The 24,879-nt window shown below is 54.1% G+C and carries 23 protein-coding genes; 11 read left to right on the forward strand and 12 right to left on the reverse strand.

Features of this window, described 5'->3' with window-relative positions:
• Nucleotides 1-8 precede the first annotated feature (8 nt).
• The 3 genes from pncA to sppA are packed head-to-tail and all read right to left on the reverse strand — an operon-like array spanning nucleotide 9 to nucleotide 3,590.
• Entirely contained in the window at nucleotides 9-647 is a 639-nt protein-coding gene (gene pncA / locus AL515_RS11135) for a bifunctional nicotinamidase/pyrazinamidase (protein ID WP_061067764.1), read from the reverse strand.
• 14 nt (nucleotides 648-661) lie between these two features.
• The gene (gene ansA / locus AL515_RS11140; RefSeq protein WP_105242168.1) at nucleotides 662-1,678 is read right to left on the reverse strand and encodes an asparaginase; all 1,017 of its coding nucleotides are present in this window, start codon (nucleotides 1,676-1,678) and stop codon (nucleotides 662-664) included.
• Between the two features lie 55 nt (nucleotides 1,679-1,733).
• Nucleotides 1,734-3,590 carry a signal peptide peptidase SppA gene (sppA, locus tag AL515_RS11145; protein WP_061067765.1) on the reverse strand — a complete coding sequence of 619 codons (1,857 nt, stop codon included), beginning with the start codon at nucleotides 3,588-3,590 and terminating at the stop codon, nucleotides 1,734-1,736.
• Between the two features lie 174 nt (nucleotides 3,591-3,764).
• Here sppA and AL515_RS11150 point away from each other — a divergent pair, with 174 nt between their 5' ends.
• The 3 genes from AL515_RS11150 to topB all read left to right on the forward strand — a co-directional run bounded on the left by AL515_RS11150 (nucleotide 3,765) and on the right by topB (nucleotide 7,424).
• Nucleotides 3,765-4,316, forward strand: coding sequence for an NAD(P)H nitroreductase (locus tag AL515_RS11150; protein WP_061067766.1), 552 nt, complete (start codon nucleotides 3,765-3,767; stop codon nucleotides 4,314-4,316).
• Nucleotides 4,317-4,432: 116 nt separating this feature from the next.
• On the forward strand, nucleotides 4,433-5,476 hold the full coding sequence (selD, locus tag AL515_RS11155) for a selenide, water dikinase SelD (RefSeq protein WP_048211905.1): 1,044 nt from the start codon (nucleotides 4,433-4,435) through the stop codon (nucleotides 5,474-5,476).
• 4 nt (nucleotides 5,477-5,480) lie between these two features.
• The gene (gene topB / locus AL515_RS11160; protein ID WP_061067767.1) at nucleotides 5,481-7,424 is read left to right on the forward strand and encodes a DNA topoisomerase III; all 1,944 of its coding nucleotides are present in this window, start codon (nucleotides 5,481-5,483) and stop codon (nucleotides 7,422-7,424) included.
• Nucleotides 7,425-7,512: 88 nt separating this feature from the next.
• Here topB and gdhA read toward each other — a convergent pair whose 3' ends face one another.
• Complete coding sequence (gene gdhA, locus AL515_RS11165) at nucleotides 7,513-8,856, reverse strand: NADP-specific glutamate dehydrogenase (RefSeq protein WP_040233659.1); 1,344 nt, start codon at nucleotides 8,854-8,856, stop codon at nucleotides 7,513-7,515.
• Nucleotides 8,857-9,093: 237 nt separating this feature from the next.
• On the opposite strand from gdhA, the gene AL515_RS11170 reads away from it, so the two are divergent.
• A complete protein-coding gene (locus AL515_RS11170) occupies nucleotides 9,094-9,369 on the forward strand; it encodes a YnjH family protein (protein WP_061067768.1) in 276 nt (91 codons plus the stop codon).
• Here AL515_RS11170 and AL515_RS11175 read toward each other — a convergent pair.
• Complete coding sequence (locus AL515_RS11175; protein ID WP_048211902.1) at nucleotides 9,329-9,742, reverse strand: pyrimidine (deoxy)nucleoside triphosphate diphosphatase; 414 nt, start codon at nucleotides 9,740-9,742, stop codon at nucleotides 9,329-9,331. The genes AL515_RS11170 and AL515_RS11175 overlap by 41 nt on opposite strands.
• Before the next feature lie 79 nt (nucleotides 9,743-9,821).
• Between AL515_RS11175 and AL515_RS11180 the strand changes: the two genes are divergently transcribed.
• Nucleotides 9,822-10,391, forward strand: coding sequence for a carboxymuconolactone decarboxylase family protein (locus AL515_RS11180; RefSeq protein ID WP_061067769.1), 570 nt, complete (start codon nucleotides 9,822-9,824; stop codon nucleotides 10,389-10,391).
• Nucleotides 10,384-11,007, forward strand: coding sequence for a CDP-alcohol phosphatidyltransferase family protein (locus tag AL515_RS11185; RefSeq protein ID WP_061067770.1), 624 nt, complete (start codon nucleotides 10,384-10,386; stop codon nucleotides 11,005-11,007). The genes AL515_RS11180 and AL515_RS11185 overlap by 8 nt, the downstream gene beginning before the upstream one ends.
• Before the next feature lie 7 nt (nucleotides 11,008-11,014).
• On the opposite strand, the gene AL515_RS11190 is transcribed toward AL515_RS11185, so the two are convergent.
• From AL515_RS11190 to xthA, 7 genes are all read right to left on the reverse strand, one after another.
• Entirely contained in the window at nucleotides 11,015-12,322 is a 1,308-nt protein-coding gene (locus AL515_RS11190) for a rhodanese-like domain-containing protein (RefSeq protein ID WP_061067771.1), read from the reverse strand.
• A gap of 88 nt (nucleotides 12,323-12,410) precedes the next feature.
• Complete coding sequence (locus AL515_RS11195) at nucleotides 12,411-13,043, reverse strand: ATP-binding cassette domain-containing protein (RefSeq protein ID WP_048211898.1); 633 nt, start codon at nucleotides 13,041-13,043, stop codon at nucleotides 12,411-12,413.
• Entirely contained in the window at nucleotides 13,043-14,578 is a 1,536-nt protein-coding gene (locus AL515_RS11200; protein ID WP_061067772.1) for a hypothetical protein, read from the reverse strand. Before AL515_RS11200 ends, AL515_RS11195 begins: the two co-directional genes overlap by 1 nt.
• Nucleotides 14,551-15,720, reverse strand: coding sequence for an ABC transporter substrate-binding protein (locus tag AL515_RS11205; protein ID WP_061067773.1), 1,170 nt, complete (start codon nucleotides 15,718-15,720; stop codon nucleotides 14,551-14,553). Before AL515_RS11205 ends, AL515_RS11200 begins: the two co-directional genes overlap by 28 nt.
• A 31-nt stretch (nucleotides 15,721-15,751) precedes the next feature.
• Nucleotides 15,752-16,462: a TVP38/TMEM64 family protein gene (locus AL515_RS11210; protein ID WP_048211895.1), complete on the reverse strand. Its 711-nt coding sequence runs from the start codon at nucleotides 16,460-16,462 to the stop codon at nucleotides 15,752-15,754.
• Nucleotides 16,459-17,115 (reverse strand): TVP38/TMEM64 family protein, encoded by a 657-nt coding sequence (locus AL515_RS11215; protein ID WP_192575277.1) that lies wholly within the window; start codon nucleotides 17,113-17,115, stop codon nucleotides 16,459-16,461. The genes AL515_RS11210 and AL515_RS11215 overlap by 4 nt, the downstream gene beginning before the upstream one ends.
• A gap of 222 nt (nucleotides 17,116-17,337) precedes the next feature.
• Nucleotides 17,338-18,144: an exodeoxyribonuclease III gene (gene xthA, locus AL515_RS11220; protein WP_003030642.1), complete on the reverse strand. Its 807-nt coding sequence runs from the start codon at nucleotides 18,142-18,144 to the stop codon at nucleotides 17,338-17,340.
• 444 nt (nucleotides 18,145-18,588) lie between these two features.
• Here xthA and astC point away from each other — a divergent pair, with 444 nt between their 5' ends.
• The 5 genes from astC to astE are packed head-to-tail and all read left to right on the forward strand — an operon-like array spanning nucleotide 18,589 to nucleotide 24,613.
• Entirely contained in the window at nucleotides 18,589-19,809 is a 1,221-nt protein-coding gene (gene astC, locus AL515_RS11230; RefSeq protein ID WP_061067774.1) for a succinylornithine/acetylornithine transaminase, read from the forward strand.
• A complete protein-coding gene (astA, locus tag AL515_RS11235) occupies nucleotides 19,806-20,840 on the forward strand; it encodes an arginine N-succinyltransferase (RefSeq protein WP_048211892.1) in 1,035 nt (344 codons plus the stop codon). The genes astC and astA overlap by 4 nt, the downstream gene beginning before the upstream one ends.
• Nucleotides 20,837-22,315, forward strand: coding sequence for a succinylglutamate-semialdehyde dehydrogenase (astD, locus tag AL515_RS11240; protein ID WP_061067775.1), 1,479 nt, complete (start codon nucleotides 20,837-20,839; stop codon nucleotides 22,313-22,315). The genes astA and astD overlap by 4 nt, the downstream gene beginning before the upstream one ends.
• Nucleotides 22,312-23,655, forward strand: a complete 1,344-nt coding sequence (gene astB / locus AL515_RS11245; RefSeq protein WP_061067776.1) for an N-succinylarginine dihydrolase — start codon at nucleotides 22,312-22,314, stop codon at nucleotides 23,653-23,655. Before astD ends, astB begins: the two co-directional genes overlap by 4 nt.
• Complete coding sequence (astE, locus tag AL515_RS11250; protein WP_061067777.1) at nucleotides 23,648-24,613, forward strand: succinylglutamate desuccinylase; 966 nt, start codon at nucleotides 23,648-23,650, stop codon at nucleotides 24,611-24,613. The genes astB and astE overlap by 8 nt, the downstream gene beginning before the upstream one ends.
• The last annotated feature ends 266 nt before the right edge of the window (nucleotides 24,614-24,879 follow it).

The following is a 24,879-nucleotide window of genomic DNA, read 5'->3' on the forward strand; positions in this document are numbered from 1 at the left end:
GGCATCAATTAGCGCTGGGTTTCCAGCCAGTCGTCCAACGTATACAGCGTTGCGCCCGCCGCCGCCATGTCCATAAAGGCGTTTGCACTGTCCTGGGGGTGAATATTGACGCCGCGGCAGCCATCGGTAATAACGCTGACGGTATAACCCAAATCGAGCGCATCCAGAACGGTAAATTTGACGCAATAATCAGTTGCCAGTCCCATAATGATGAGGTCGGTAACATGATGTTGCTGAAGCCACGCATTCAGTGCAGTAGCCTGGCGACGACCGTTATCAAAAAACGCACTGTAACTGTCGACCAGCGGGTTCTCGCCCTTGGTAAAGGTTTGAGATATCGCCCGCTGTTTCAGCAGTGGATGTAGGCTTGCTCCTTCACTGTGCTGTACGCAATGATCGGGCCAGAAGGTTTGCGCCAGGCCATCGAGTTGTCCCTGGCTGTAGGGGGCAACCTGATGCTGGCTGGCAAAGCTGCCGTGGTGAGCAGGGTGCCAGTCCAGGCTGGCAACGACCATGTCACCGCGTACGGCACACCAGTCAATCAGACGGTTGGCAATATCGATTGTGCTGTCACCTTGTGGGACCGCGAGGGCACCACCGGCACAAAAGTCATTTTGTAAATCGACCAACAGTAAGGCTCGGGCCATGGGCATAGACTCCTTTAATCGTCAGGCGTGAGCTCACCACGCAGATTTTGCGTCATCGCTTCACGGATCGTCTGCGTATCCAGTCCCTGACTCAGCAAATAGTGCAGTTTGGTGAGTGTGGCTTCGACGGTCATATCCGCGCCGCCAATCACGCCAGCATGCGCCAGCGCATTGCCTGTCGCGTAGCCCCCCATGTTCACCTTGCCGGACATACACTGCGTAAGGTTCACCACCACAATGCCACGCGAGCTCGCATCTTCAAGTTCTTGCAGAAACTCTTTATTTTGCGGCGCATTACCCACGCCGTAGGAACGCAAAATTAGCGCTTTTACCGGTTGTCGCAGGAAGTTGCGCACCACGTCAGCGGAGATTCCAGGATAAATGGTGACCACGCCAATCGGTTGCGGAGTGATAGGATGCACAATCAACTCACCTGTGCCGTGAGGTGCGGGCGGTGTTCCCAGGCGACGAATGTGGATCCCGGCTTCCAGCAGTGGTGCAAGGTTGGGGGAGGCAAACGCGTCAAAACCATCAGCATGCGCTTTAGTGGTCCGGTTGCCGCGAAATAATCGATTGTTGAAAAACAGGGTAACTTCATTGATCGGGTAATTTGCGGCAACGTACAACGCATTCAGCAAATTGATTTGTCCGTCAGAACGTAGCTCTGCTAATGGGATTTGTGACCCTGTCACAATGACCGGCTTGCCCAGATTCTCCAGCATAAAAGAGAGCGCCGAAGCCGTAAACGCCATGGTATCGGTGCCGTGCAGAATGACAAAACCATCGTAATCGTCGTAGTGCGCTTTAATGTCTTCCGCAATATGCTGCCAGTCTTCCGGCGTCATATCGGAGGAATCCATCAGCGGGGCGTATTCGTGGATGGTGAAGTCTGGCATCTCCGGACGGTGGAATTCTGGCATCAATGCCAGCTGGCGCTGCAGGTGACCGGAAACGGGAATATAACCCTGTTCTGAGCGCTGCATACCAATGGTACCGCCGGTATAGGCAACGTAAATTGATTTTTTCTGCATGACTTTTCTTCTGTCTCAAAGAAAACCCCTCTTCATCCCGAAGAGGGGTCAATAGTTAGCGAACGTTGGCGCAGGTCAGGCAAAACGCATAGCGGTTTTGCGGATCGTTGAATGCAGCCAGCTTATCGCTTTCGGCTTTTACTGCACTGGCCGCAGAGGCCAGCGGTGGTGGGAGCATAGCCTGAATGGCGTCAGGCAGCATGGCACGAACGGAGCCTGACATGCTGTCCATCACCATATCAACGAATGTCGGTTCGTCCTGATAATACTCAATGTGCCATTGTTTCAGTTTGGCCAGCTCAGCCGCTTTCGCCACGGCGTCATCAAAATCACCCAGACTGTCTACCAGACCGTTGGCTTTTGCATCCTGTCCGGTCCAGACGTGGCCCTGCGCGATTTTGTCAATCTGCTCAGGCGTTGTCTTACGCGCATCCGCAACCAGCGTGATAAAGCGTTTGTAGCCGTTCTCGATGCTAAGTTGCATCATTTGCTGCACTTCCGGCGGTAACGCTTTGGTGATGGAGATATCCGCCAGTGGGGACGTTGCAACACCGTCAGTATGCACGCCAATTGAATCCAGGCTGTTTTCTACCGTGTTGATAACACCAAAGATGCCGATGGAGCCGGTCAGGGTGCTGGGGTTTGCCACGATGTAGCTGGCAGGCGTAGAGATCCAGTACCCACCAGAGGCCGCCATGCCACCCATGGAAACGACAACCGGTTTGCCCGCCGCTTTTGCCGCTGCCAGCTCAGAACGGATTACTTCCGAGGCGCTGACGCTGCCGCCAGGGCTGTTAACGCGCAGAACAATGGCTTTCACTTTCGGATCAAGACGCGCTTCGCGGATCTGTGCGGCAGTGGTGTCGCCGCCCACATTCCCAGGGGTTTCTTCACCGTCCATAATCGCGCCATTGGCGAAGATAACGCCAATGCTGTCGCCGGTATCTGCCGGGGTTTTCAGCGTGTAATCGTAGTAGCTGACAGAGCGGTAGTTTTTATCCGCTTTACTCCAGCCAAACTGTTTGGTCAGCATTTTTTCGACTTCGGCGCTGGAGGCCAGTGCATCCACCAGTTTGTTGTCGAGCGCATATTTCGCGGTATCACCATCGACTTTCGTCAAACCGTCAAGCATCGCCTGCGCGCCCGGGAACACCTGCTGCGCAGGGATTTGGCGGTTGGCGGCGACCGTGTCGAGATAGTTCTGCCACAGCTCGCCTATCCAGCGGCTGTCGGCTTCACGCGCGGCAGGAGACATATCATCGCGGATAAACGGTTCTACGGCAGACTTATAGGTACCGACGCGGAACACGTGCGTGGAAACTTTCAGCTTGTCGAGCAGGGATTTGTAGTACAGACCGTTAGTGGCAAAGCCGTGCAGATCAACGGAACCCTGTGGAGAAAGATAAATTTTATTGGCGAAACTGGCGAGGTAGTACTGCCCCTGGCTGAAGTTATCGCCTACGGCAAAGACCGGTTTACCGCTGTCGCGGAATTCACGTAGCGCTTTGCCAATATACTGCATGGACGGCTGGTCAGCTCCGGCAAAATTTTTCAGATCCATCACGATGCCGGTGATGTTGCGATCATCTTTTGCCTGGCGAATAGTATTCACGATATCGAACAGGGAGTTTTCCTGCAGGCGATCGGAACTGGCGCCAAACAGTTGACGACCAATAACGCTTAAGCGACTGGTGCTCGATGGCTTATCGACAATCACCCCCGAGATATCCAGCAACAGTGCGCCTCGCTCAGCATGTTCGCTGGTACTGCTGCTACTGACCTGCATCCAGATACCCACGCCAACCAGCACCAAAAAGATGAAGAACAGGTTAAGCACAAATTCACGGACGAAATTGAGTAATCGCCATGTCCATTTAAAAAATCCGGCAATAAATCGCCACAGGGTTCGCATGTATTCTCCCTACCGATTAACAACACGCCACCCGAAATTCCGGAGAAAGGCGTTAAGATGAGGCTATCGTAATGACCCGGCAGGCACTTGTCAGCAGGAATCGCCGCCTGTGCTGTAACAAAATCCGCCCACGTGTTAATTTTGTGAACAAATATCATTGTTGGAGTTAAGCAAATGGATGCACTCGAATTACTTATCACCCGTCGTAGCGCTTCTCGTCTTGTCGAACCAGCCCCGGCCGGAGAGCAACTGCAAAATATTCTGCGCGCCGGTATGCGTGCGCCAGACCACAAGTCGCTACAACCGTGGCAATTTTTTGTGATTGAAGGTGAAGGACGCGAACGCTTTAGTGCCGTGCTTGAAAAAGGCGCAATCGCCGCAGGTAGCGATGAGAAAGCTCAGGAAAAAGCGCGCAGCGCACCGTTTCGCGCGCCGCTGATTATTACCGTGGTGGCGAAATGTGAAGAAAGCGACAAGGTTCCGCTGTGGGAACAAGAAATGTCTGCCGGTTGTGCTGTGATGGCTATGCAGATGGCCGCAATTGCCCAGGGCTTTGGCGGTATCTGGCGCAGTGGTGCATTAACCGAAAGTGCGGTCGTTCGTGAAGCATTCGACTGTCGCCCGCAAGATAAAATCGTCGGTTTCCTCTATTTGGGAACGCCGCAGCTAAAAGCCTCCACGACAATTAACCTTGCCGATCCGAGCGCATTCGTCCGTTATTTCTGATATCAACGGCAAAACTGTCTGGATTATGAGCAAAGAGACCCGAATTCAGACAGTCACTCTTACCACATCATGGAATGAGCGCTACCATATCCGGATTGCAATGACAGGAGATGTCCATGAGCGAGCACGCTATTCGTTTAACGCAATACAGCCACGGAGCCGGTTGCGGTTGTAAGATTTCCCCCAAAGTACTGGAAACCATCCTGCACAGTGAGCAGGCGAAGTTTGTTGATCCGAACTTACTGGTGGGTAATGAAACTCGCGACGACGCGGCGGTATACGATCTGGGGAACGGCACCAGCGTTATCAGCACCACCGATTTCTTTATGCCGATTGTCGATAATCCGTTTGATTTTGGCCGCATCGCCGCGACTAACGCCATCAGCGATATATTCGCTATGGGCGGCAAACCGATTATGGCAATTGCTATTCTGGGCTGGCCGCTGGATAAGCTGGCGCCGGAAATCGCCCGCGAAGTCACCGAAGGTGGACGTTTTGCCTGCCGTCAGGCGGGTATCGCGCTGGCGGGTGGTCACTCTATTGACGCCCCTGAGCCTATCTTTGGCCTTGCGGTAACCGGCGTTGTGCCGACCGAACGCGTGAAGAAAAACAGCACCGCAGAGGCAGGGTGTAAGTTATTCCTGACCAAGCCTCTGGGGATTGGCGTTCTGACGACAGCAGAGAAAAAATCGCTGCTGAAGGACGAACACAAAGGACTGGCGACGGAAGTGATGTGCCAGATGAACATTGCCGGCGCGGCATTCGCCGAAATCGATGGCGTGAAAGCCATGACCGACGTTACCGGTTTTGGTCTGCTGGGGCATCTGAGTGAGATGTGTCAGGGCGCAGGCGTTCAGGCGCAGATTGTCTACCAGGCTATTCCTAAGCTGCCCGGCGTTGAAGAGTACATCGCGCAGGGTGCAGTACCCGGCGGTACCCAACGTAACTTTGCCAGCTACGGACACCTGATGGGTGAAATGCCGCAATCGGTACGCGATCTGCTCTGCGATCCGCAAACCTCCGGCGGTCTGCTGCTGGCGGTAACGCCGGAAGCTGAAGCCGAAGTGAAAGCCGCAGCGGCGCAGTTCGGTATCGATCTCACCGCCATTGGTGAGTTAGTGGAAGCTCGTGGCGGTCGCGCCATGGTTGAGATTCGTTAACCCGATGCGGTTGTTTATTGCCGAAAAACCAAGTCTGGCGCGCGCCATCGCCGATGTGCTACCCAAGCCGCATCGCAAAGGTGACGGCTTTATTGAATGCGGAAATGGACAAGTGGTGACCTGGTGTATTGGTCACTTGCTTGAGCAGGCGCAACCAGACGCCTACGACAGTCGTTATGCTCGCTGGAGTTTGGTCGATCTGCCGATTGTCCCGGAAAAGTGGCAACTGCAACCGCGCCCCTCGGTGACCAAACAACTTAACGTCATTAAGCGCTTTTTGCATGAGGCCAGCGAAGTTATTCACGCCGGTGACCCCGATCGTGAAGGGCAACTGCTGGTGGATGAAGTGCTGGATTACCTGCAACTGGCACCTGAAAAGCGCCAACAGGTACAACGTTGCCTGATTAACGACCTCAACCCGCAGGCCGTGGAGCGGGCTATTGAGCGTCTGCGCGCCAACAGTGAGTTTATTCCACTGTGCGTCTCGGCGCTGGCGCGTGCGCGTGCGGACTGGTTGTACGGTATCAATATGACGCGCGCTTACACTATTCTTGGACGTAACGCGGGCTATCAGGGCGTACTTTCGGTCGGGCGAGTACAAACGCCGGTGCTCGGGCTGGTTGTGCGTCGTGATGAAGAGATTGAGAACTTCGTCGCCAAAGACTTCTTCGAAGTGAAAGCGCATATCGTAACGCCCGCCGATGAGCGGTTTACCGCTATCTGGCAGCCGAGCGAAGCGTGTGAGCCGTATCAGGATGAAGAAGGGCGCTTGCTGAATCGCACGCTGGCTGAACACGTGGTGAACCGCATTAACGGTCAACCGGCGATAGTCACCAGCTATAACGATAAACGGGAATCAGAATCCGCGCCGTTGCCGTTCTCGCTGTCGGCGTTGCAGATTGAAGCGGCGAAGCGCTTCGGTTTAAGTGCGCAAAACGTTCTGGATATCTGCCAGAAGTTGTATGAAACCCATAAGTTGATTACCTATCCGCGTTCGGATAGCCGTTATCTGCCGGAAGAGCACTTTGCCGGACGTCATGCGGTGTTGAACGCGATTAGCGTCCATGCACCGGATCTGCTCCCGCAACCGGCGGTCAATCCCGATACGCGAAATCGCTGTTGGGACGACAAAAAAGTGGATGCGCACCACGCCATCATTCCTACCGCCCGCAGTTCGTCCATCAATCTGAATGACAACGAAGCGAAAATTTACAACCTGATTGCCCGTCAGTATCTGATGCAATTTTGCGCAGATGCGGTATTCAGGAAGTGCGTTATTGAGCTGGATATTGCCAAAGGCAAGTTTGTCGCTAAAGCGCGTTTTCTGGCGGAAGCCGGATGGCGCACGCTGCTCGGCAATAAAGAGCGCGACGAAGATAATGACGGGACGCCGCTGCCGGTGGTGGCAAAAGATGACGAACTGCTGTGCGAAAAAGGCGAAGTGGTTGAACGTCAGACTCAACCACCACGTCACTTTACCGATGCCACGCTGCTGTCAGCGATGACCGGGATTGCGCGATTCGTGCAGGATAAAGAACTGAAAAAGATCCTGCGCGCAACAGATGGTTTAGGTACGGAAGCGACGCGCGCCGGAATTATCGAACTGCTGTTTAAGCGCGGGTTCCTGGTGAAAAAAGGGCGTTATATCCATTCCACCGATGCCGGAAAAGCGCTATTTCACTCACTGCCTGAAATGGCGACGCGTCCGGATATGACCGCGCACTGGGAATCTGTCCTGACCCAAATCAGTGAAAAGCAATGTCGCTATCAGGATTTCATGCAGCCGCTGGTGGGGACGCTGTATCAGCTTATCGATCAGGCGCGCAGCACACCGGTACGACGCTTTCGTGGAATTGCTGCACCTGGCGGTAGTGGTGATAAGAAAAAGAGCGCGCCGCGTAAACGTCCGGCGAAAAAAAGCCCGCCATCTGAAGAGGCGGGCCTGTAAGTTTGTAGGCCTGACAAGCAGAGCGCATCAGGCTTAGCCGGATGCGGCACCTGTGTCTTATCCGACCTAATGGTCTACAGAGAAGATATTAAATCACACCCTGACCCAGCATCGCGTCGGCTACCTTCACGAAGCCCGCGATGTTGGCGCCACGTACGTAGTTGGTCTGCTTGCTTTCGCCGCCGTATTCAACACAGGCATGGTGAATATCCAGCATGATGTGGTGCAGACGCGCATCCACTTTCTCCGCTTTCCAGCCCAGACGTGCGGCGTTCTGCGCCATTTCCAGACCGGATGTGGCGACGCCACCGGCGTTGGCGGCTTTACCTGGTGCAAACAGTACGCCAGCTTCGAGGAACAGGTCGGTGGCTTCGATGGTGGTCGGCATGTTCGCGCCTTCAGCCACGGCCTTGACGCCGTTGGCGATCAGCATTTGCGCGGCTTCCACATCGAGTTCGTTCTGCGTGGCACACGGCAGGGCGATATCGACCGGAACTGACCACGGTTGTTTGCCTTCCAGGTAGGTCAGGCCAAACTCACGGGCATAATCTGCTACACGACCGTCACGGCTGTCTTTGATTGCGCACAGACGCGCCAGTTTTTCTTTGGTAAATCCGCTTTCGTCAACTACGGTACCGCTGGAATCGGAGGCGGTAACCACCCGCGCGCCAAACTCCATGGCTTTCTCAATGGCGAATTGCGCCACGTTACCGGAGCCAGAAACCGCTACGCGCATGCCTTCAAAGCCCAGACCATGGCGTTTGAGCATCGCTTCGGTGAAATACACCAGACCGTAGCCGGTGGCTTCCGGGCGAATCAGGCTGCCGCCGAAAGAGAGACCTTTACCAGTAAAGACGCAGGCGCTGTTGTTGGAGAGTTTTTTCATCATCCCGGCCATAAAGCCGACTTCACGGCCGCCCACGCCGATATCGCCCGCCGGAACGTCGGTATCGGGACCTAAATGGCGGAACAGTTCGGTCATCAGCGCCTGGCAGAAACGCATGATTTCGCCTTCGCTTTTCCCTTTCGGATCGAAATCGCTCCCGCCTTTACCCCCGCCCATTGGTAGCGTGGTGAGGGCATTCTTAAACGTCTGCTCGAAGCCAAGGAATTTCAGGATCGACAGGTTCACGGAAGGATGGAAACGCATACCGCCTTTGTATGGGCCAATGGCAGAGCTAAACTGCACGCGCCATGCGCGGTTGACTTGCACCTGATTGCGGTCGTCCAGCCAGACTACGCGGAACTGGATCACGCGCTCCGGTTCAACCAGACGTTCCAGCAATGACATCTGACGATAACGTGGGTTTTGCTCGAGGAAGGGCCACAGCGTGGTCATTACCTCACGAACGGCTTGCGCGAACTCGGTCTGATTCGGGTCGCGCTTTTGCACATGGTTAAGAAATGACTCCAGAGAACATGTCTGATCCATAGATATAAGAACCTCTTATGTATTGATATGGTTATATTTTTGATATTTGTGTTAAGTGTTTTGCAGTTTTTGACTATACCACCAGCACTGTGACGAGACGCAAGAAAAAATTAATCCCGCTAAGTAAATTAATATTGCGTCGTGGGTCATAACCAAAAACGATGATCGAAGAGGCTAAAGTTTCTGCCGGTTTATACCGTTATACTGAGCATAGATGTCAGTTAAAAAGGAAAGAATATGCGCCGTTTAATCATGGCAGGTGCGTTGGCACTGATGTCCAGCGCGACGCTGGCAAATCAGCTTTATCGCCCGGACGTGCAGGTGAATGTGCCGCCGGAAGTGTTTAGTTCCAGCGGCCAGCGCGCGCAGCCATGTAATCAGTGCTGCATTTATCAGGATCAAAACTATTCAGAAGGGGCGGTGATTAAAGCCGATGGCGTGCTGCTACAGTGCCAGCGCGATGAAAAAACCATCAGCACGAATCCGCTGGTCTGGCGTCGCGTAAAAGAATAAACGCTTCCAGTAGCGGGATATCGGCAGGCGCCAGCGGATAACGCAGCGCCTCTTCGGGTGAACACCAGACGATATCCTGATGCTCATACGCCTTCAGTTCTCCCTGATATGACGGTACATGCCAGGCATGTAAGTGAATCAGTCGGCCCGAAACCTCGCGTTGATGGCTGGCAATGTAGCGCCCCACGACTGCCTCAATGCCCAACTCTTCACGCAGTTCACGGGCCAGCGCATCTGGCTGACTTTCGCCCAGCTCAACCTTACCGCCGGCAAACTCCCACATGCCTGACTGATCCGCATGCTGCGGACGCTGAGCCAGTAAAATTTTGCCATCACGTTCAATAATAGCGGCGACCACGTCGAGGGTTTTCATTATATTCATCAAGATCTAACGACAGAAAATGACATACTATCGTTATCTTTGTTTTATCTAAAGTATTCAGGAGCCACCGTTGAACGAACCTCAGTCGTGGGTAAAGCCGTTAACGCGTATCCCTTCCAGTCTAAAACCGCTCGCTGCTACGCAGAAAAAACATTATGGCGATGTGCTACATCCTACGCGCTGGTGGGGGCGGATGCCGTTTCTGTTCTGGCTGGTAGCGCTGTTTGTCGGATTTCTGGAGCGTAAAAAGGCGCGTTTAACGCCGGTGATGCGCGCGCTGTTGATGACCCGCGTTTCTCAGGTGTGCCACTGCGCTTTCTGCGTTGATGCTAATAGTTTACGGTTGGCTGAACGCTGTGGCGCGCTGGATAAAGTCTTACAGGTTGCCAACTGGCAAGAATCGGCGCTATTTAGCGCAGAAGAGCGAGTAGCGCTGGCCTATGCCGATGCGGTCACTGCCACGCCGCCACAGGTTGATGCTGCGCTGAAAGCGCAGATGAAGCAGCATTTTACCGAGGACGCCATTACGGAAATGACCGCGTTGATTGCGTTTCAAAATCTCTCGGCGCGTTTTAATGCTGCTCTCGATATTCCTTCCCAGGGGCTGTGCGACAGCTTTATAGGACGCCCGCATGCTTGATCGTCATATTCATCCGCGATTAAAACCGCTTTTGCATCGCTGCGTAAGCATTATTGATAAACCGGCGATTACCCCGGACGGGCTTACGCTGGTCGGTTTTGCCATTGGCGTGTTGGCCTTGCCATTTCTGGCGTTAGGCTGGTATCTGGCAGCGCTGGCGGCCATTGTGCTCAATCGGCTTTTTGATGGGTTGGATGGGGCGCTGGCGCGGCGCAGAGGGCTAACCGACGCAGGCGGATTTATTGATATCTCGCTCGATTTTCTGTTTTACGCCTTAGTGCCGTTTGGTTTTATGCTCGCCGATCCGGTGGCTAACTCGCTGGCTGGTGGCTGGCTGCTGTTCGCCTTTATGGGAACCGGCAGCAGCTTTCTGGCCTTTGCCGCGCTGGCAGCGAAACATCAAATTGATAACCCGGGCTACGCGCATAAATCGTTTTATTATCTGGGGGGACTGACCGAAGGTACCGAGACGATTTTGCTGTTTGTGTTGGGGTGTCTGTTCCCGGACTATTTTGCCGTGATGGCGTGGGTCTTTGGCGCGCTGTGCTGGATGACGACGTTTACCCGGATCTGGAGCGGATACCTGACGCTGAAAACAGTTCAGCGCCAGGAATAATCAGAGATTACTTGCTGCTGTCCGGACCCCGTTCACCGCTGGCAACCGGATTTTTTGGATTGCTGCTCCACTCATACCAGCCGCCGTCGTAGACGGAGACGTTTTTCCAGCCCATCGCACGGGAATACATAAACGTTTCTGAAGCGCGCCAGCCGGTACCGCAATAGAAAGAGACCTGTTGATTCGGCAGGATATTCCATTGCTTCCACATGGCGGCGATGTCATCCGCGCTGCGCATGGTGCCATCCGGGTTATGAAAATCTTCCATATGCGTGGAGTCGCTGCCTGCGTGGCCCCAACGTGCGCCTGCAATCTCACCTTTTGGCTTAATGTAGCTGTAGCCACTGGTGGTACCGACAAATTCTGGCCATGAACGAATGCTCACCAAAGACGCATCCTGGCGATGCAGCAGACCGCGAGCCTGTTCCATATCGAGCATCAACTGCGGCTGGGCAGGAATGGTCACGCCGAAATCTGGTTCTGGTTTCACCGATGGCGCCGTGCCGCGTTCGACCGGTAAACCTGAGTCGGACCAGGTTTGCCAGCCGCCGTCGAGCAGACGAACATCTTTCACGCCGGCGTACAGCATAATTTGCGCCACGCGCGCAGCGGCATAGACATCGCGGCCATATAAAATCACCGTGGTGTCATGGCGGATACCGTGTTTCGCCAGCATCGTTTTGAGCTGTTCGTCGGACACTTTGTTCCACAGCGGTTCGCTTTCGACTTCGTTGGTATCAATGTAGCCCGCACCAGGGATGTGGCTCAGCAGATACAACTTCGGCGCGCCCCAGGCGGCCTCAATCACTTTCCAGTCGCCCGCCGGTTTAGCAGTTACGTTTTTACCCTGCTGCAGGTCGTGCAGCCACTGCGGGTACACCAGCTGTTCGAAGTGCGGCAGACGTTGCAGGCGGGCTGGGTCCGTAAGCGCATCGCTGAGGGTGGAGATATGGTTAAAGCCCACTTTTTGCAGGCGGGCTTTGACAGCCTGTATGTCGTTATCGCTGCCATACAGTGCCACCGGCGTGTCAGTGTTGAGTTGATGTGATTTAACCCAGGCGCTGAGTTGTTCATCATTCATCTTGTCGAGCCAGGCGGCAGACAGGTTCAGTGCGGAAGGTTCGTGTCCTGAAGGACCATTAAGCGACTGCGGCCAGCCGTTGTAAAAAGCGCTCTGACGGGTATCGATCGCCGCGCCTTGCTTTTGCTGTAACTGGTCGAGGGTGAGCGTCTGTGCTGTTTCAGCAGCCCAGGAAGAAGCGCAAGCGAGCCCTAAAGCCAGTGCCAGCGCGGTCATTTGAGAAACACGTTTCATCGAATAGCCCGACGTTGAAAAAAAGAGGACGACATTCTGTGCCGCCGGTTACGTAAAAACCTTGCGTTAACGCAGCATATCGCCACATTCACGCCCAGTTTTCCATCTGAAATACACGGCCTGCTGGCGGGACATCCTGCGCGTCATGGGTAACCTGTACCACTGGAATACCCAGCTTACGTACCTCGGTAAAGACCCACCGGCGAAAGGTATCGCGCAGCGACGTGTCCAGCCTGCTAAAGGGTTCATCGAGTAACAGCGCCTGGGGCTGCGCCAGTAGCGCGCGGAGCAGAGCGACTCGCGAACGTTGTCCGCCGGAGAGCGAAGCCGGATCGCGCGAATAAAAACCGGCCAGGTCCGCACGCGCGAGAGCGCTTTCCACCGCATGTCGTCTGGTGGAACCCTGTAGAGTGGCGGGTAGGGCCAGCAGTAAATTCTGCCCAACGCTGAAATGGTCAAACAGCAGTGCATCCTGAAACAGAATGCCAATCTGGCGCTGCGCCGTAGGCAGAGCGTCAACGCGTCGTGCGTTGAGCCACAGCTCGCCTGATGCCTGAAATTGAGGTGACAACGCCCCGACCATCCACGAAAACAGCGAAGACTTTCCACTGCCGGAGGAACCCATAATCGTGACAATGTCACTTTTATTAACCTGAAAGGTAACGTTCTTCAGCAGCGCAGTCGCACCCTGGTACAACGAAAGGTTTTGCACAATGAGCATTAGCGGAGTCCTTGTCGAAAGCGGCCAATCCACGCGGCGAGAATGGCTGCGAGTGCGAAAACGAGCAGTGGTAGAAGAAGCTGCCATAGCGCCTGAGTTGCCAGAATCGCAGTGCTACCGCCGCTGCTTAATGCCACCGCTTCGGTTGTCAACGTGGGAAAGCGTCCAGCGCCTAACCACAGCGTCGGCATATACTGGGCGATACTGACAGAGAATCCGACCGCGAAGGCAATCAGAGCCGGGCGAGCCAGTAGCGGGCATTTTACCTGCCAGAATATGCGGCCCCGCGTCCAGCCAAGCGTTTGTGCAATCAAAATCAATCGCGGGTCAATGCGCTGCCAGGCCGGTTTAAGCACAAATAGCATCCAGGGCATCACCCATAGCAGGTGTCCCCAGACAATGGTCCTCATCAGTCCATCCTGCCCGGCATATAACGCCAGCAAATACTGGCCGGTTACCAGCGGCAGTGCAGGCAAAATCAGCGGTAGCCAGACCCAACGGTGTCCGGTTTGCGGTCCCCATTCCAGCCAGGCAAAAAGTATCAGCAGAGCCAGCAGGCTGGAGACGAGTCCCAGTTGCAGACTATTGCCGAGCGCCTCGCTATTTAGCGATGAATAGTTGGCGAGCAGCGCCAGAACCAGTGCGCATAGCACACCGTTAAGGGGCAAAAGTTGTACTAATGAACGTTCGATTGTACAGGATGGAAAACGCAGGCGTTCACCATTTACTGCCGGGATAGTACGTCGCCAGACGCGCCACAACAAATAACCCACCAGCGCGATAATGAGGAGCAACAGCACCAGTAACAGGCTGGCGAGTGCGCCTTTCGCCTGCTGTTCGACATCGCCCTGACTGAGCCATTGCCAGCTCAAAACTGCCAGTGTTGGCGGATTTCCGGGGCCAAGGACGATTGCTACATCCACAACGGAGAGTGACCAGGCAACAATCGCCAGCATCGCTTTGCCTAAGGCCGGGCCGATAGCGGGCAGTACCAGCCAGTTCAGGCATTGCAGTCGGTTGTAACCCAGCGAATCCAGCACGATAACCTGCTGCGAAAGTTGTTTTTCACTCAGTAGAGCCGAGAGGATCCATAACAAAAAAGCGCTCTCTTTCACCGCCAGCGTCACGCCAAGCCCAATGCCGTAACGGTCTGGCTGTGGGCTGAGGAACGGTAGCCATTGCCAGATTTTACCGCCTTCGGCAAAAACCAACAGCACGCTGGTGGCGAAGGCAACATGCGGGATCGCCAGCAGCCACGGAAGACGGGTGCTTAGTCGCGCCCAGCCTGCGCCGGGCCATAAAGCGAGGATTGCCAGCAGCGCGATGATCAGTGCGCCGCCGGCAGCCAGTCCTGTGGAAACAAGCGTCGCCAGTAACGCCTGCGGAAGTTGAGGGTCGGCAAAGAGAGCCAGCCAATGGGTTAGGCTAAGGGCTGGCGCTATCAGAGAGAAAGCCGCTGGCGCCAGCGGCAGATAAACTGCCGCCATGATGGCCCAGAGTAGCAAAATTAATGCGTACCGTAGCGGCGTAGCCATTCTTGTTCCAGAGCGTTTACCCAGGCAGCATGCGGTTCCGGCAGAACGGCAGGGAGTCCCTGTGGGATCCGCGCCAGCAGCGCATCACGCTGTTCGACAGGTAATTTTTGTGGATCAAGCACCGAAGGATCTCCCCAGACAGTTGAGTCGGCTTTACGCAGTTGTGCTTCGGGCGAAAGCAGGAAGTTTGCCACGACTTTTGCTCCGGCACTGGCGCGGGCATTCGCCGGAATGGCAACAAAGTGCACGTTGCCGAGCATGCCCTGTGAGAAACCAAAACTGTAGCTGCTTTTAGGCAATTCGCCGCTGGCTACTTTTTGCTGCGCGTGGGCAGGGTTAAAGGTCAATGATAAACGCAGGGTGCCGCTATTGAGCAGTGCATCCATTCGTGCTGGCGTGGGCGGAAAATCTTTGCCTTCACGCCAAAGTACAGGGTGCAAGGTATCAAGATAATGCCACAATGGCGCGGTAACGTCGGCGAATGTCGCTGTATCAGGCGCGATTTTAAGTGCTTGTGGTTTGGTGGTGAGCGATATTAACAGCTGCTCCAGAAACGCCGTGCCGGTAAAGTCGGGCGGGCGCGGATAGGTCACCGTGCCAGGGTGCGCCTGCGCAAATTCAAGCAGTGCCTGCGGAGATTGCGGCGGCTGCGCGGTGAGATCGCGCCGGGCAATGAAGGTGAGTTGGGCACCGCCCCACGGTGATTCAGCTCCCTCCGTTGGAACGGAGAAATCTTCGGTCACCGGTTTCTGGGTATCAACATAGCGCCAGTTAGGCAGCGTTTGCGCCCACTGAGTTTGCAGCAGCCCGGCTTCTTTCAGGGTGCGGAAGTTTTCGCCGTTAACCCACAATAAATCGACAGAGCCGCCTGTTTTTCGCCCGGATGCCGCTTCCGTCTGGATGCGTTTTACAGCGTCGGCGGCATCTGCCAGGCGTACGATTTTCAGGTTAATGGCGTAGTGCGTTTTCATCTCACCGCTAACCCAGTCGAGATACTGGTTAACTGCATTGTCGCCACCCCAGGCGTTGAACCACACCGTCTGACCGCGGGCATCATTTTTGATTTGTTGCCAGCCGTCGTTCTGGGCAAACGTCGCCAGCGGACAGAGCATTAAACTCAGGCACAATAAGCAGTAACGCATAGTATCTCCATGGCTAAAAATGGGGGAAGTCTCAGGTTTTTTTTCGTTGATGTTCAAGATAAAGGCTTCTCGCCACTGAAATTATTACGCTCAGAGCGAACAGGATGAACAGGCCGGTTACAAACCAAAATGTACCGCCGGTTAACAGGCTACCCGCCCATGAATAGACGATAGTAGCGGGTAACTGTCCGATGCCGGTGGCGATGAAAAAATGACGAAAACGAATCGAGGTCAGGCCTGCCGCGTAGCTTACTGGATCGAACGGTACAAAAGGTAACAGGCGACAGACCAGAATGGTGTGCTTACCATAGCGCTCGAAAAAAGCGTCCATATTGTTCAGCACCGTTTTTCCGGTCAGCTTTTCTACCGCACCGCGACCTAAAATACGGGCAATAAAAAAGCACAGCGCCGCACCTGCCATCGCACTGCTCCAGGACAGTATGCCGCCCCAAAATGCGCCAAACAGCGAGGCGTTGGCAAAGGTGATCACAAAAGCGGGAAGCGGGGCGACGATGGCCTGCAAGATCATCAGGAAGAATGAAACGACCGCCGCCTGCGTTCCGTAAGAACGAATAAAATTCTCAAGAGCATGCTGATCGAGCGTGGTAAATGCAGTCAGGCTCTGCGTAAGAAAGTCTCTCACGTCGGGCAACCATGCCCACGCTATCAACGCGACTACCAACAGGGCAATGAACCCAGCCCGGCAATACTTTCTGGTCTGCGTTTTATTCAGCGTTCTCATTTACCGGCAAGCTCTCGATTTGCAGAGGGGTCGACATGTTTGTATCGGGCCCAGGCTTTTGCCGCCTGCACGAGGGCAAACAAGGCAATGCCTGCAATACTGAGCTTACCGATAAATACCAGGGTAATGCCTTCACTGGCGAGTTCGTGTGACATCAGCGTATAGATAAAGATACCTGGTAACGTGGTGATAGCTGAAATCAGAGTAAATGACCAGAACGGAATGGCAGTCAGCCCGTAAGCATAGTTTTGAATATTATAAGGAAACAGTGGAACGAGGCGGGTCAGGATCAGAAAGTCGATACCGCTATGGGCAATCCCTTTTTCGATCGCCTGAAACGTCGCCGTATGCCCGACATGTTTCAGTAATAGTTCCCGCCCAAGCCAGCGTGCCAGTAAAAATGACAATGCCGAGGCAACGGTTGCTGCCAGTAAAGAGATGAGCGTGCCAACCAGTGGGCCGAAAAGGATACCGCCGACAATCACCAGTATGCTGCCGGGTATCAGGCACAGCGCCGCAACGATAAATAGTAGAATATAAAGCGCGTAGCCGAACAGCCCGCTTTGGTGGATGACATCTTGCAAATGATGGAGATTGGTTATCAGGTCGGTCAGACCATAATGATGGAAAACTCCCGCCAGAACGCAGAACAGGACCGCGACAATCAGCAGTCGGTATTCTGCCTTATGCGAACTTCTTTTTCATGGGGGGTCTCCTGTAAAACCGAGTGCAATGGAGCATTTTCGTCAGCGAAAAGTGCGCGCGAAGATATAATAAATTCCCGGCCGCAACAATGTATTACCGCCGCTTTATTGATTTTGCACAGAATAAACAGACTCTCCAGGCCGGGCCCGGAGAGTAAAAAACATAGGAGGTCAGACGCGGAATTTAGCCCATACCGGCGCATGGTCGGACGGTTTTTCCATGCTGCGAATTTCATAGTCGATGCCGGTTTCTTCGCAACGTTCCGCCAGCGGATTGCTTGCCAGCAGCAGATCAATTCGCAGACCACGGTTATCGTCAAAGCCTTTTGAGCGGTAATCAAACCACGAGAACTGGTCATTCTTTTCAGGATTTGCGTGACGGTAGGTATCCACCAGACCCCAGCCCAGCAGGCGTTCCATCCACTCACGCTCCTCCGGCAGGAAGGAACATTTTCCGGTACGCAGCCAGCGTTTACGGTTCTCTTCGCCAATGCCGATATCGAGATCGGTTGGGCTAATATTCATATCGCCCATGATCAATACCGGATTGTCGCGCTTCAGCTCTGTCTCAAGATAGTTTTGCAGGTTCTGATAAAACGCGGCTTTGGCCGGGAATTTAGTTTCATGGTCACGACTTTCGCCCTGCGGGAAATAGCCGTTGATCACAGTGATGCTGCCCAGAGGGGACGGAATTTCTGCCATGATGATACGACGCTGCGCTTCTTCGTCATCGCCCGGGAAGCCACGACGTACCGCAATTGGCGTTTCTTTCGTTAACAACGCGACGCCGTAATGGCCTTTCTGGCCGTGATAAAAGACGTTGTAACCGAGCTTTGCTACCTCTTCGAGAGGGAACATATCGTCGTGAACTTTTGTCTCCTGTAAGCCAATCACATCCGGTTGGTGTTTTTCAACAATGGCTGCCAGTTGATGAGGACGGGCACGCAGGCCGTTGATATTAAAAGAGACAAATTTCATAGTCGCTGCCACTTTGTAAGATGAATAGTGCAAGGATGGTAGCAGAATTTCCACGAACTGACTGCTTCTTGTCACCTGATTCCAACAATGATTGCTAATGGTGTTAACGATGGAGCAAAAACTGCACCGTTTTGGTGCGAAGCGCGTCGCTATGGGGCAATAATTTCCGATAAATTTCGTATACGATCACAATTCCAGAATTATATTTGGCGACTGAATAAAATTTCGGTTTTTCCTCTAATTAGTCCCCTGTTACGCAAACATATTCACTTTATATGCACATGTAGTGAATATTGCTGTGTTGTAACCTGTTGATATTACGTCCTCGACCTCCGTTTATGCACTTTTTTCGCTGGCTGGCACGAACCCTGCAATCTACATTTACACCGCAAACACTATATTTATTAACATATAAATAACCTTTTATTTACCGTTGAGGTCGCTATGTCTCTGTCAATTACGCGTGAAAATTTTGATGAATGGATGATGCCTGTATACGCTCCGGCCCCTTTTATTCCGGTGCGGGGTGAAGGTTCACGTCTGTGGGATCAGCAGGGTAAAGAGTATATCGATTTCGCGGGAGGCATTGCGGTTAACGCGCTGGGTCACGCCCATCCGGCATTGCGCGAGGCATTAAACGACCAGGCGAGTAAATTCTGGCATACAGGAAATGGCTACACCAACGAGCCGGTATTGCGTCTGGCGAAAAAGCTGATTGACGCTACCTTCGCCGAGCGCATTTTCTTCTGTAACTCCGGCGCAGAAGCCAACGAAGCGGCACTAAAACTGGCGCGTAAATATGCCCACGATCGTTTTGGCAGCCAGAAGAGCGGGATTGTGGCGTTTAAAAATGCCTTCCATGGCCGCACGCTGTTTACCGTCAGCGCTGGTGGTCAGCCCGCCTATTCACAGGATTTCGCGCCGCTGCCGCCGGATATCCGCCATGCCGTGTATAACGATCTCGATTCTGCCAGCCAACTGATTGATGACACTACCTGTGCGGTCATCGTCGAGCCTGTCCAGGGCGAAGGCGGCGTGGTGCCGGCAACAAACGCGTTTTTGCAGGGGCTGCGTGAATTATGCGATCGCCATAATGCGCTGCTGATTTTTGATGAGGTTCAGACCGGGGTTGGCCGTACTGGCGAGCTGTATGCCTATATGCATTATGGCGTTACGCCGGACCTGCTGACTACCGCAAAGGCGCTGGGCGGCGGTTTTCCTATTGGGGCGTTATTGACCACAGAACGTTGCAGCAGCGTGATGACCGTGGGCACTCACGGTACAACTTACGGCGGAAACCCATTAGCCACTGCCGTAGCGGGTAAGCTGCTGGAAATTGTTAACACGCCGGAAGTCCTCAATGGTGTGAAACAGCGTCATGACTGGTTTGTGGAACGTATTAACGCCATTAACGAACGTTTTGGACTGTTTAGCGAAATTCGTGGGCTTGGACTGCTGATCGGCTGCGTACTGAATGCGGAATATGCCGGGAAAGCAAAACTCATCTCGCAAGAAGCGGCCAATGCAGGGGTGATGGTACTGATTGCTGGCGCTAACGTGGTGCGTTTCGCGCCAGCGTTAAACGTCAGCCAGGAAGAGGTGGCAACCGGGCTGGATCGTTTTGCGCTGGCATGCGAACGCATTAAAGCAGGAGGTTCATCATGATGGTGATTCGTCCCATTGAACGTGCTGATATTACCGCGTTGATGCAGCTTGCCGGTAAGACCGGCGGCGGATTGACCTCGCTACCGGCGAATGAAGCGACGCTAATGGCGCGTATCGAACGTTCGCTACAAACCTGGCGCGGTGAGTTGCCCAAAAGTGAGCAGGGATATGTGTTTGTGCTGGAAGACAGCGCCAGCGGAACTGTGGCCGGGATTTGCGCCATCGAGGTGGCTGTCGGGCTTAACGATCCCTGGTACAACTATCGGGTCGGTACTCTGGTGCATGCCTCGAAAGAGTTGAATGTCTATAACGCATTGCCGACGCTGTTTCTCAGTAACGATCACACCGGAAGCAGTGAGCTTTGCACGCTGTTTCTCGATCCGGACTGGCGTAAAGAAGGTAACGGCTATTTGTTGTCGAAGTCGCGCTTTATGTTCATGGCCGCGTTTCGTGACCGTTTTAACGAAAAAGTCGTTGCAGAGATGCGGGGTGTCATTGATGAACACGGTTATTCACCGTTCTGGCAAAGCCTCGGAAAACGTTTTTTTTCAATGGAATTCAGCCGCGCAGATTTTCTCTGTGGCACCGGACAAAAAGCCTTTATTGCTGAGCTGATGCCTAAACACCCTATTTACACCCACTTCCTGTCGGAAGAAGCACAAAGCGTGATTGGCGAAGTGCATCCGCAAACGGCGCCCGCGCGGGCGGTGCTGGAGAAAGAGGGCTTTCGCTATCGCAACTATGTCGATATTTTCGACGGCGGGCCGACGCTGGAATGCGATATTGACCGGGTGCGGGCAATACGTAAAAGCAGGCTGGTGGAAGTGGCGGAAGGTCAGCCAGCAACCGGCGATTATCCGGCTTGTCTAGTTGCCAATGAAAACTATCAAAACTTCCGCGTCATGCTGGTTCGCGCAGACCCGGATACCCAACGTCTGGTACTGACGGCGGCACAACTGGATGCCCTGAAATGCCACGCGGGCGACCATGTACGTTTTGTGCGTCTTTGTGCAGAGGAGAAAACAGCATGACACTATGGATAAACGGTGACTGGGTGACGGGGCTGGGCGAGCGTCGGGTGAAAACCAACCCAGTAGGTGGTGATGTGCTGTGGCACGGCAATGATGCCGATGCCACGCAGGTGGCGCAAGCGTGCCAGGCTGCGCGTGCAGCTTTTGCCGGTTGGGCTAAACAGCCCTTCAGCGAACGCCAGGCGATTGTTGAAAAGTTTGCTTCATTGCTGGAAAGCAATAAGTCCGAGCTAACCCAGATTATCGCCAAGGAAACCGGCAAACCACGCTGGGAAGCCGCGACTGAACTGACGGCGATGATCAATAAAATCGCCATCTCCGTCAAAGCTTACCATGCCCGTACCGGAGAGCAGCACAGCGAACTACCGGATGGCGCGGCAACGTTGCGCCATCGCCCACACGGCGTGCTGGCGGTTTTTGGTCCGTATAACTTCCCTGGTCATTTACCCAATGGCCATATTGTTCCGGCATTGCTGGCAGGCAATACGTTGATTTTCAAACCCAGCGAGCTGACGCCGTGGACCGGTGAAGCCGTGGCAAAGCTGTGGGCGCAGGCGGGATTACCGCCGGGCGTGCTGAACCTGGTACAGGGCGGGCGTGAAACGGGGCAGGCCCTGAGCGCGCTGGAAGACCTTGATGGTCTGCTGTTTACCGGCAGCGCCAATACCGGTTATCACCTGCATCGACAGTTATCTGGCCAGCCAGAAAAAATCCTCGCTCTCGAGATGGGAGGGAACAACCCGCTGATTATCGAGAACCCGGAAGATATTGATGCCGCCGTGCATCTGACCATTCAATCTGCGTTTGTAACCGCCGGACAGCGCTGTACCTGTGCCCGCCGCCTGTTAGTTAAAAAAGGCGCGCAGGGTGATGCGTTCCTGATGCGTCTGGTGGAAGTTAGTCAGCGTTTAATGCCCGGCAACTGGGATGCACAACCGCAGCCGTTTATGGGCGGACTGATTTCCGAACAGGCCGCGCAGCATGTCTATGATGCCTGGCAGCGTCTGGCATCGTTAGGTGGCCGTACGCTGTTAGCACCGCGTCTGGTGAAAGCCGGAACGTCACTGCTGACCCCCGGCATCATCGAACTGACCGGGGCGGCGAACGTACCTGATGAAGAGGTTTTTGGCCCTCTGCTTGGCGTCTGGCGCTATGACAGCTTTGATGACGCGATTCGCATGGCGAACAACACCCGTTTTGGACTGTCGTGTGGGTTAGTTTCACCCGATCGCAGCCAATTTGATCAATTGCTGTTGGAGGCGCGGGCAGGGATCGTCAACTGGAATAAGCCGTTAACCGGCGCGGCGAGTACAGCGCCGTTTGGCGGGGTTGGCGCGTCCGGGAACCATCGTGCGAGTGCGTGGTATGCCGCAGATTATTGCGCCTGGCCGATGGCAAGTCTGGAATCACCAGCCTTAACGCTGCCAACGGCGCTTAGCCCAGGACTCGATTTTTCTCGTGAGGATAAGCGATGAAAGCCCGTGAGATTAATTTTGATGGTCTGGTGGGACTGACCCACCACTATGCTGGATTGTCATTTGGTAATGAGGCCTCAACCAAACACCGTTTTCAGGTGTCGAACCCTCGTCTGGCGGCGAAACAGGGTTTGCTAAAGATGAAAGCGCTGGCGGATGCGGGATTTCCCCAGGCGGTGATCCCGCCCCATGAGCGGCCTTATATTCCGGTGCTACGGCAGTTGGGATTTAGCGGCAGTGACGAGCAGGTACTGGAAAAGGTGGCACGGCAGGCACCTCACTGGCTCTCCAGTGCCAGTTCCGCTTCGCCGATGTGGGTGGCGAATGCGGCAACGGTCTGTCCTTCGGCAGATTCGCTGGACGGAAAAGTGCATCTGACGGTCGCGAATCTGAATAACAAGTTCCACCGTTCACTGGAAGCGCCAACCACAGAAGCGTTGCTAAGCGCGATCTTCCGCGATGAGAGCCGCTTTACGGTCCATAGTGCATTGCCCCAGGTTGCGTTACTGGGTGATGAAGGCGCGGCAAACCATAACCGTCTCGGTGGTGATTACGGCGACCCCGGCATACAGGTGTTTGTCTATGGTCGTGAAGAGGGCAACGGCGCGCATCCGAAGCGTTATCCGGCGAGGCAATCCAGAGAAGCCAGCGAGGCTGTTGCGCGCCTGAATCAGGTGAACCCTAATCAGATTATCTTTGCTCAGCAAAACCCGGATGTTATCGATCTTGGTGTGTTTCATAACGATGTTATTGCGGTATCAAATCGTCAGGTGCTGTTTTGCCATGAATTGGCGTTTGCCAACCAGCAGGCTTTGTTACAGCAGTTGCATAGCCAGGTGGCGGGATTTACGGCGCTGGAAGTTCCCCTGGCTGAAGTGTCAGTGCAGGATGCCGTGGCAACATATCTGTTTAACAGCCAGCTACTCAGTCGTGATGACGGTTCAATGATGTTGGTCTTGCCGCAGGAATGCCGGGAGCATGCAGGGGTATGGCATTATTTAAACCGTCTGCTTGAAGATGACAACCCGATTGACGATCTACGGGTATTCGATCTGCGCGAAAGCATGTCCAACGGTGGTGGCCCGGCATGTCTGCGCCTTCGGGTCGTGTTAACCCCACAGGAGCAACAGGCGGTGAACCCGGCGGTTCTCATGAATGATGTGCTGTTTAACACGCTGAATAACTGGGTTGATCGTTACTATCGCGATCGTCTTACCGCCGCAGACCTTGCTGACCCGCAGTTGCTGCGCGAAGGGCGTGAAGCGCTGGATACGTTGACGCAATTACTCAACCTCGGTTCGGTGTATCCCTTCCAGCAGGAGCGTACACGCCATGGATAATTTCCTTGCGCTGACGCATGCGGGGGGGGCGCCAGATGCCACCCGGGGGAAAGCTCACGGTTTTGACTGGCAATGGATCGGGCATGGCATGCTGGAGCTGACGCCGGTTGTTCCGGTTGAGCGTTCGCTGGTTTTGTCTGCGGGCATTCATGGTAATGAAACCGCACCAGTAGAAATACTGGATACATTGTTGGCCGGGTTGTTTAGCGGCAAGCTGCCGCTGACATGGCGGCTATTGCTGATCCTGGGCAATCCGCAGGCGTTAGCTGCGGGCAAACGCTACTGTCATAGCGATCTGAACCGTATGTTTGGCGGCCGCTGGCAGATTTTTACCGCGAGTGAAGAAACGCGCCGAGCCCATGAACTTGAGCTGTGTCTGGACGATTTTTACGCGCGGGCGCAAGAGTCAGTACGCTGGCATCTGGATCTGCATACCGCGATTCGCGGCTCACAGCATCTGCGTTTTGGCGTGCTGCCACAACGTAATGTTGCCTGGGACGAAGATTTTCTGGGATGGCTGGGAGATGCAGGACTTGAGGCGCTGGTGTTCCATCAGACGCCTGGCGGTACGTTCACCCATTTTAGCGCTGGACATTTTGGCGCGCTGGCCTGTACGCTGGAACTGGGTAAAGCGCTGCCGTTTGGACAAAACGATCTGTCCCAGTTTGCGCAGACGGCGGATGCGCTGGCGAAACTGCTGCAAGGCGAGCGAATCCCTACGGGAGAAACATCTCCGCTGCGCTATCGCGTGGTGGCGCAAATTACACGACGCAGCGACGATTTTATTCTCCATATGGATAACCAGACGCTCAACTTTACCCCCTTTAAAGAGGGGACCTTGCTGGCGCAGGATGGTGATGAACGTTTTATCGTCACCCATAACGTTGAATATGTTCTCTTTCCTAATCCAAATGTGGCCTGTGGTTTACGCGCGGGACTGATGCTGGAAAGGTTGTAAAAGATATATCCGCCCTCGGGTTAATCTCTGAGGGCTTATTATTGCGTGCTGTTTGTATTTATTACGGATTATTCCTGGTAAGCTGCTTTCTTAATAACCAGGTTTCAGGTATAGTTCTTCATAATTCTTTCAAAATCATCGTGTTGTAATTTTTTATTTCAACTCTCCGCAATTTATTCTTTTTTTCTTCATAATTGATGAAAGTTTGTTTTTTACACTTTCATTGTTTTACCGTTGCTCTGATTAATTGACGCTTAAGTCGGTAA

Source organism: Citrobacter sp. FDAARGOS_156, assembly GCF_001559235.2.
Lineage (GTDB): Bacteria > Pseudomonadota > Gammaproteobacteria > Enterobacterales > Enterobacteriaceae > Citrobacter > Citrobacter youngae.

Bases quoted from the DNA above. Each gene is read 5' to 3' on its own strand.
- ansA (WP_105242168.1), bottom strand. From the start codon at position 1,678: ATGCAGAAAAAATCAATTTACGTTGCCTATACCGGCGGTACCATTGGT.
- AL515_RS11170 (WP_061067768.1), top strand. From the start codon at position 9,094: ATGCGCCGTTTAATCATGGCAGGTGCGTTGGCACTGATGTCCAGCGCG.
- AL515_RS11195 (WP_048211898.1), bottom strand. From the start codon at position 13,043: ATGCTCATTGTGCAAAACCTTTCGTTGTACCAGGGTGCGACTGCGCTG.
- selD (WP_048211905.1), top strand. From the start codon at position 4,433: ATGAGCGAGCACGCTATTCGTTTAACGCAATACAGCCACGGAGCCGGT.
- AL515_RS11175 (WP_048211902.1), bottom strand. From the start codon at position 9,742: ATGAAAACCCTCGACGTGGTCGCCGCTATTATTGAACGTGATGGCAAA.
- AL515_RS11200 (WP_061067772.1), bottom strand. From the start codon at position 14,578: ATGGCTACGCCGCTACGGTACGCATTAATTTTGCTACTCTGGGCCATC.
- sppA (WP_061067765.1), bottom strand. From the start codon at position 3,590: ATGCGAACCCTGTGGCGATTTATTGCCGGATTTTTTAAATGGACATGG.
- gdhA (WP_040233659.1), bottom strand. From the start codon at position 8,856: ATGGATCAGACATGTTCTCTGGAGTCATTTCTTAACCATGTGCAAAAG.
- astC (WP_061067774.1), top strand. From the start codon at position 18,589: ATGTCTCTGTCAATTACGCGTGAAAATTTTGATGAATGGATGATGCCT.
- pncA (WP_061067764.1), bottom strand. From the start codon at position 647: ATGGCCCGAGCCTTACTGTTGGTCGATTTACAAAATGACTTTTGTGCC.
- AL515_RS11190 (WP_061067771.1), bottom strand. From the start codon at position 12,322: ATGAAACGTGTTTCTCAAATGACCGCGCTGGCACTGGCTTTAGGGCTC.
- AL515_RS11210 (WP_048211895.1), bottom strand. From the start codon at position 16,462: ATGAGAACGCTGAATAAAACGCAGACCAGAAAGTATTGCCGGGCTGGG.
- AL515_RS11150 (WP_061067766.1), top strand. From the start codon at position 3,765: ATGGATGCACTCGAATTACTTATCACCCGTCGTAGCGCTTCTCGTCTT.
- astA (WP_048211892.1), top strand. From the start codon at position 19,806: ATGATGGTGATTCGTCCCATTGAACGTGCTGATATTACCGCGTTGATG.
- astB (WP_061067776.1), top strand. From the start codon at position 22,312: ATGAAAGCCCGTGAGATTAATTTTGATGGTCTGGTGGGACTGACCCAC.
- astD (WP_061067775.1), top strand. From the start codon at position 20,837: ATGACACTATGGATAAACGGTGACTGGGTGACGGGGCTGGGCGAGCGT.
- xthA (WP_003030642.1), bottom strand. From the start codon at position 18,144: ATGAAATTTGTCTCTTTTAATATCAACGGCCTGCGTGCCCGTCCTCAT.
- AL515_RS11205 (WP_061067773.1), bottom strand. From the start codon at position 15,720: ATGCGTTACTGCTTATTGTGCCTGAGTTTAATGCTCTGTCCGCTGGCG.
- AL515_RS11185 (WP_061067770.1), top strand. From the start codon at position 10,384: ATGCTTGATCGTCATATTCATCCGCGATTAAAACCGCTTTTGCATCGC.
- topB (WP_061067767.1), top strand. From the start codon at position 5,481: ATGCGGTTGTTTATTGCCGAAAAACCAAGTCTGGCGCGCGCCATCGCC.
- astE (WP_061067777.1), top strand. From the start codon at position 23,648: ATGGATAATTTCCTTGCGCTGACGCATGCGGGGGGGGCGCCAGATGCC.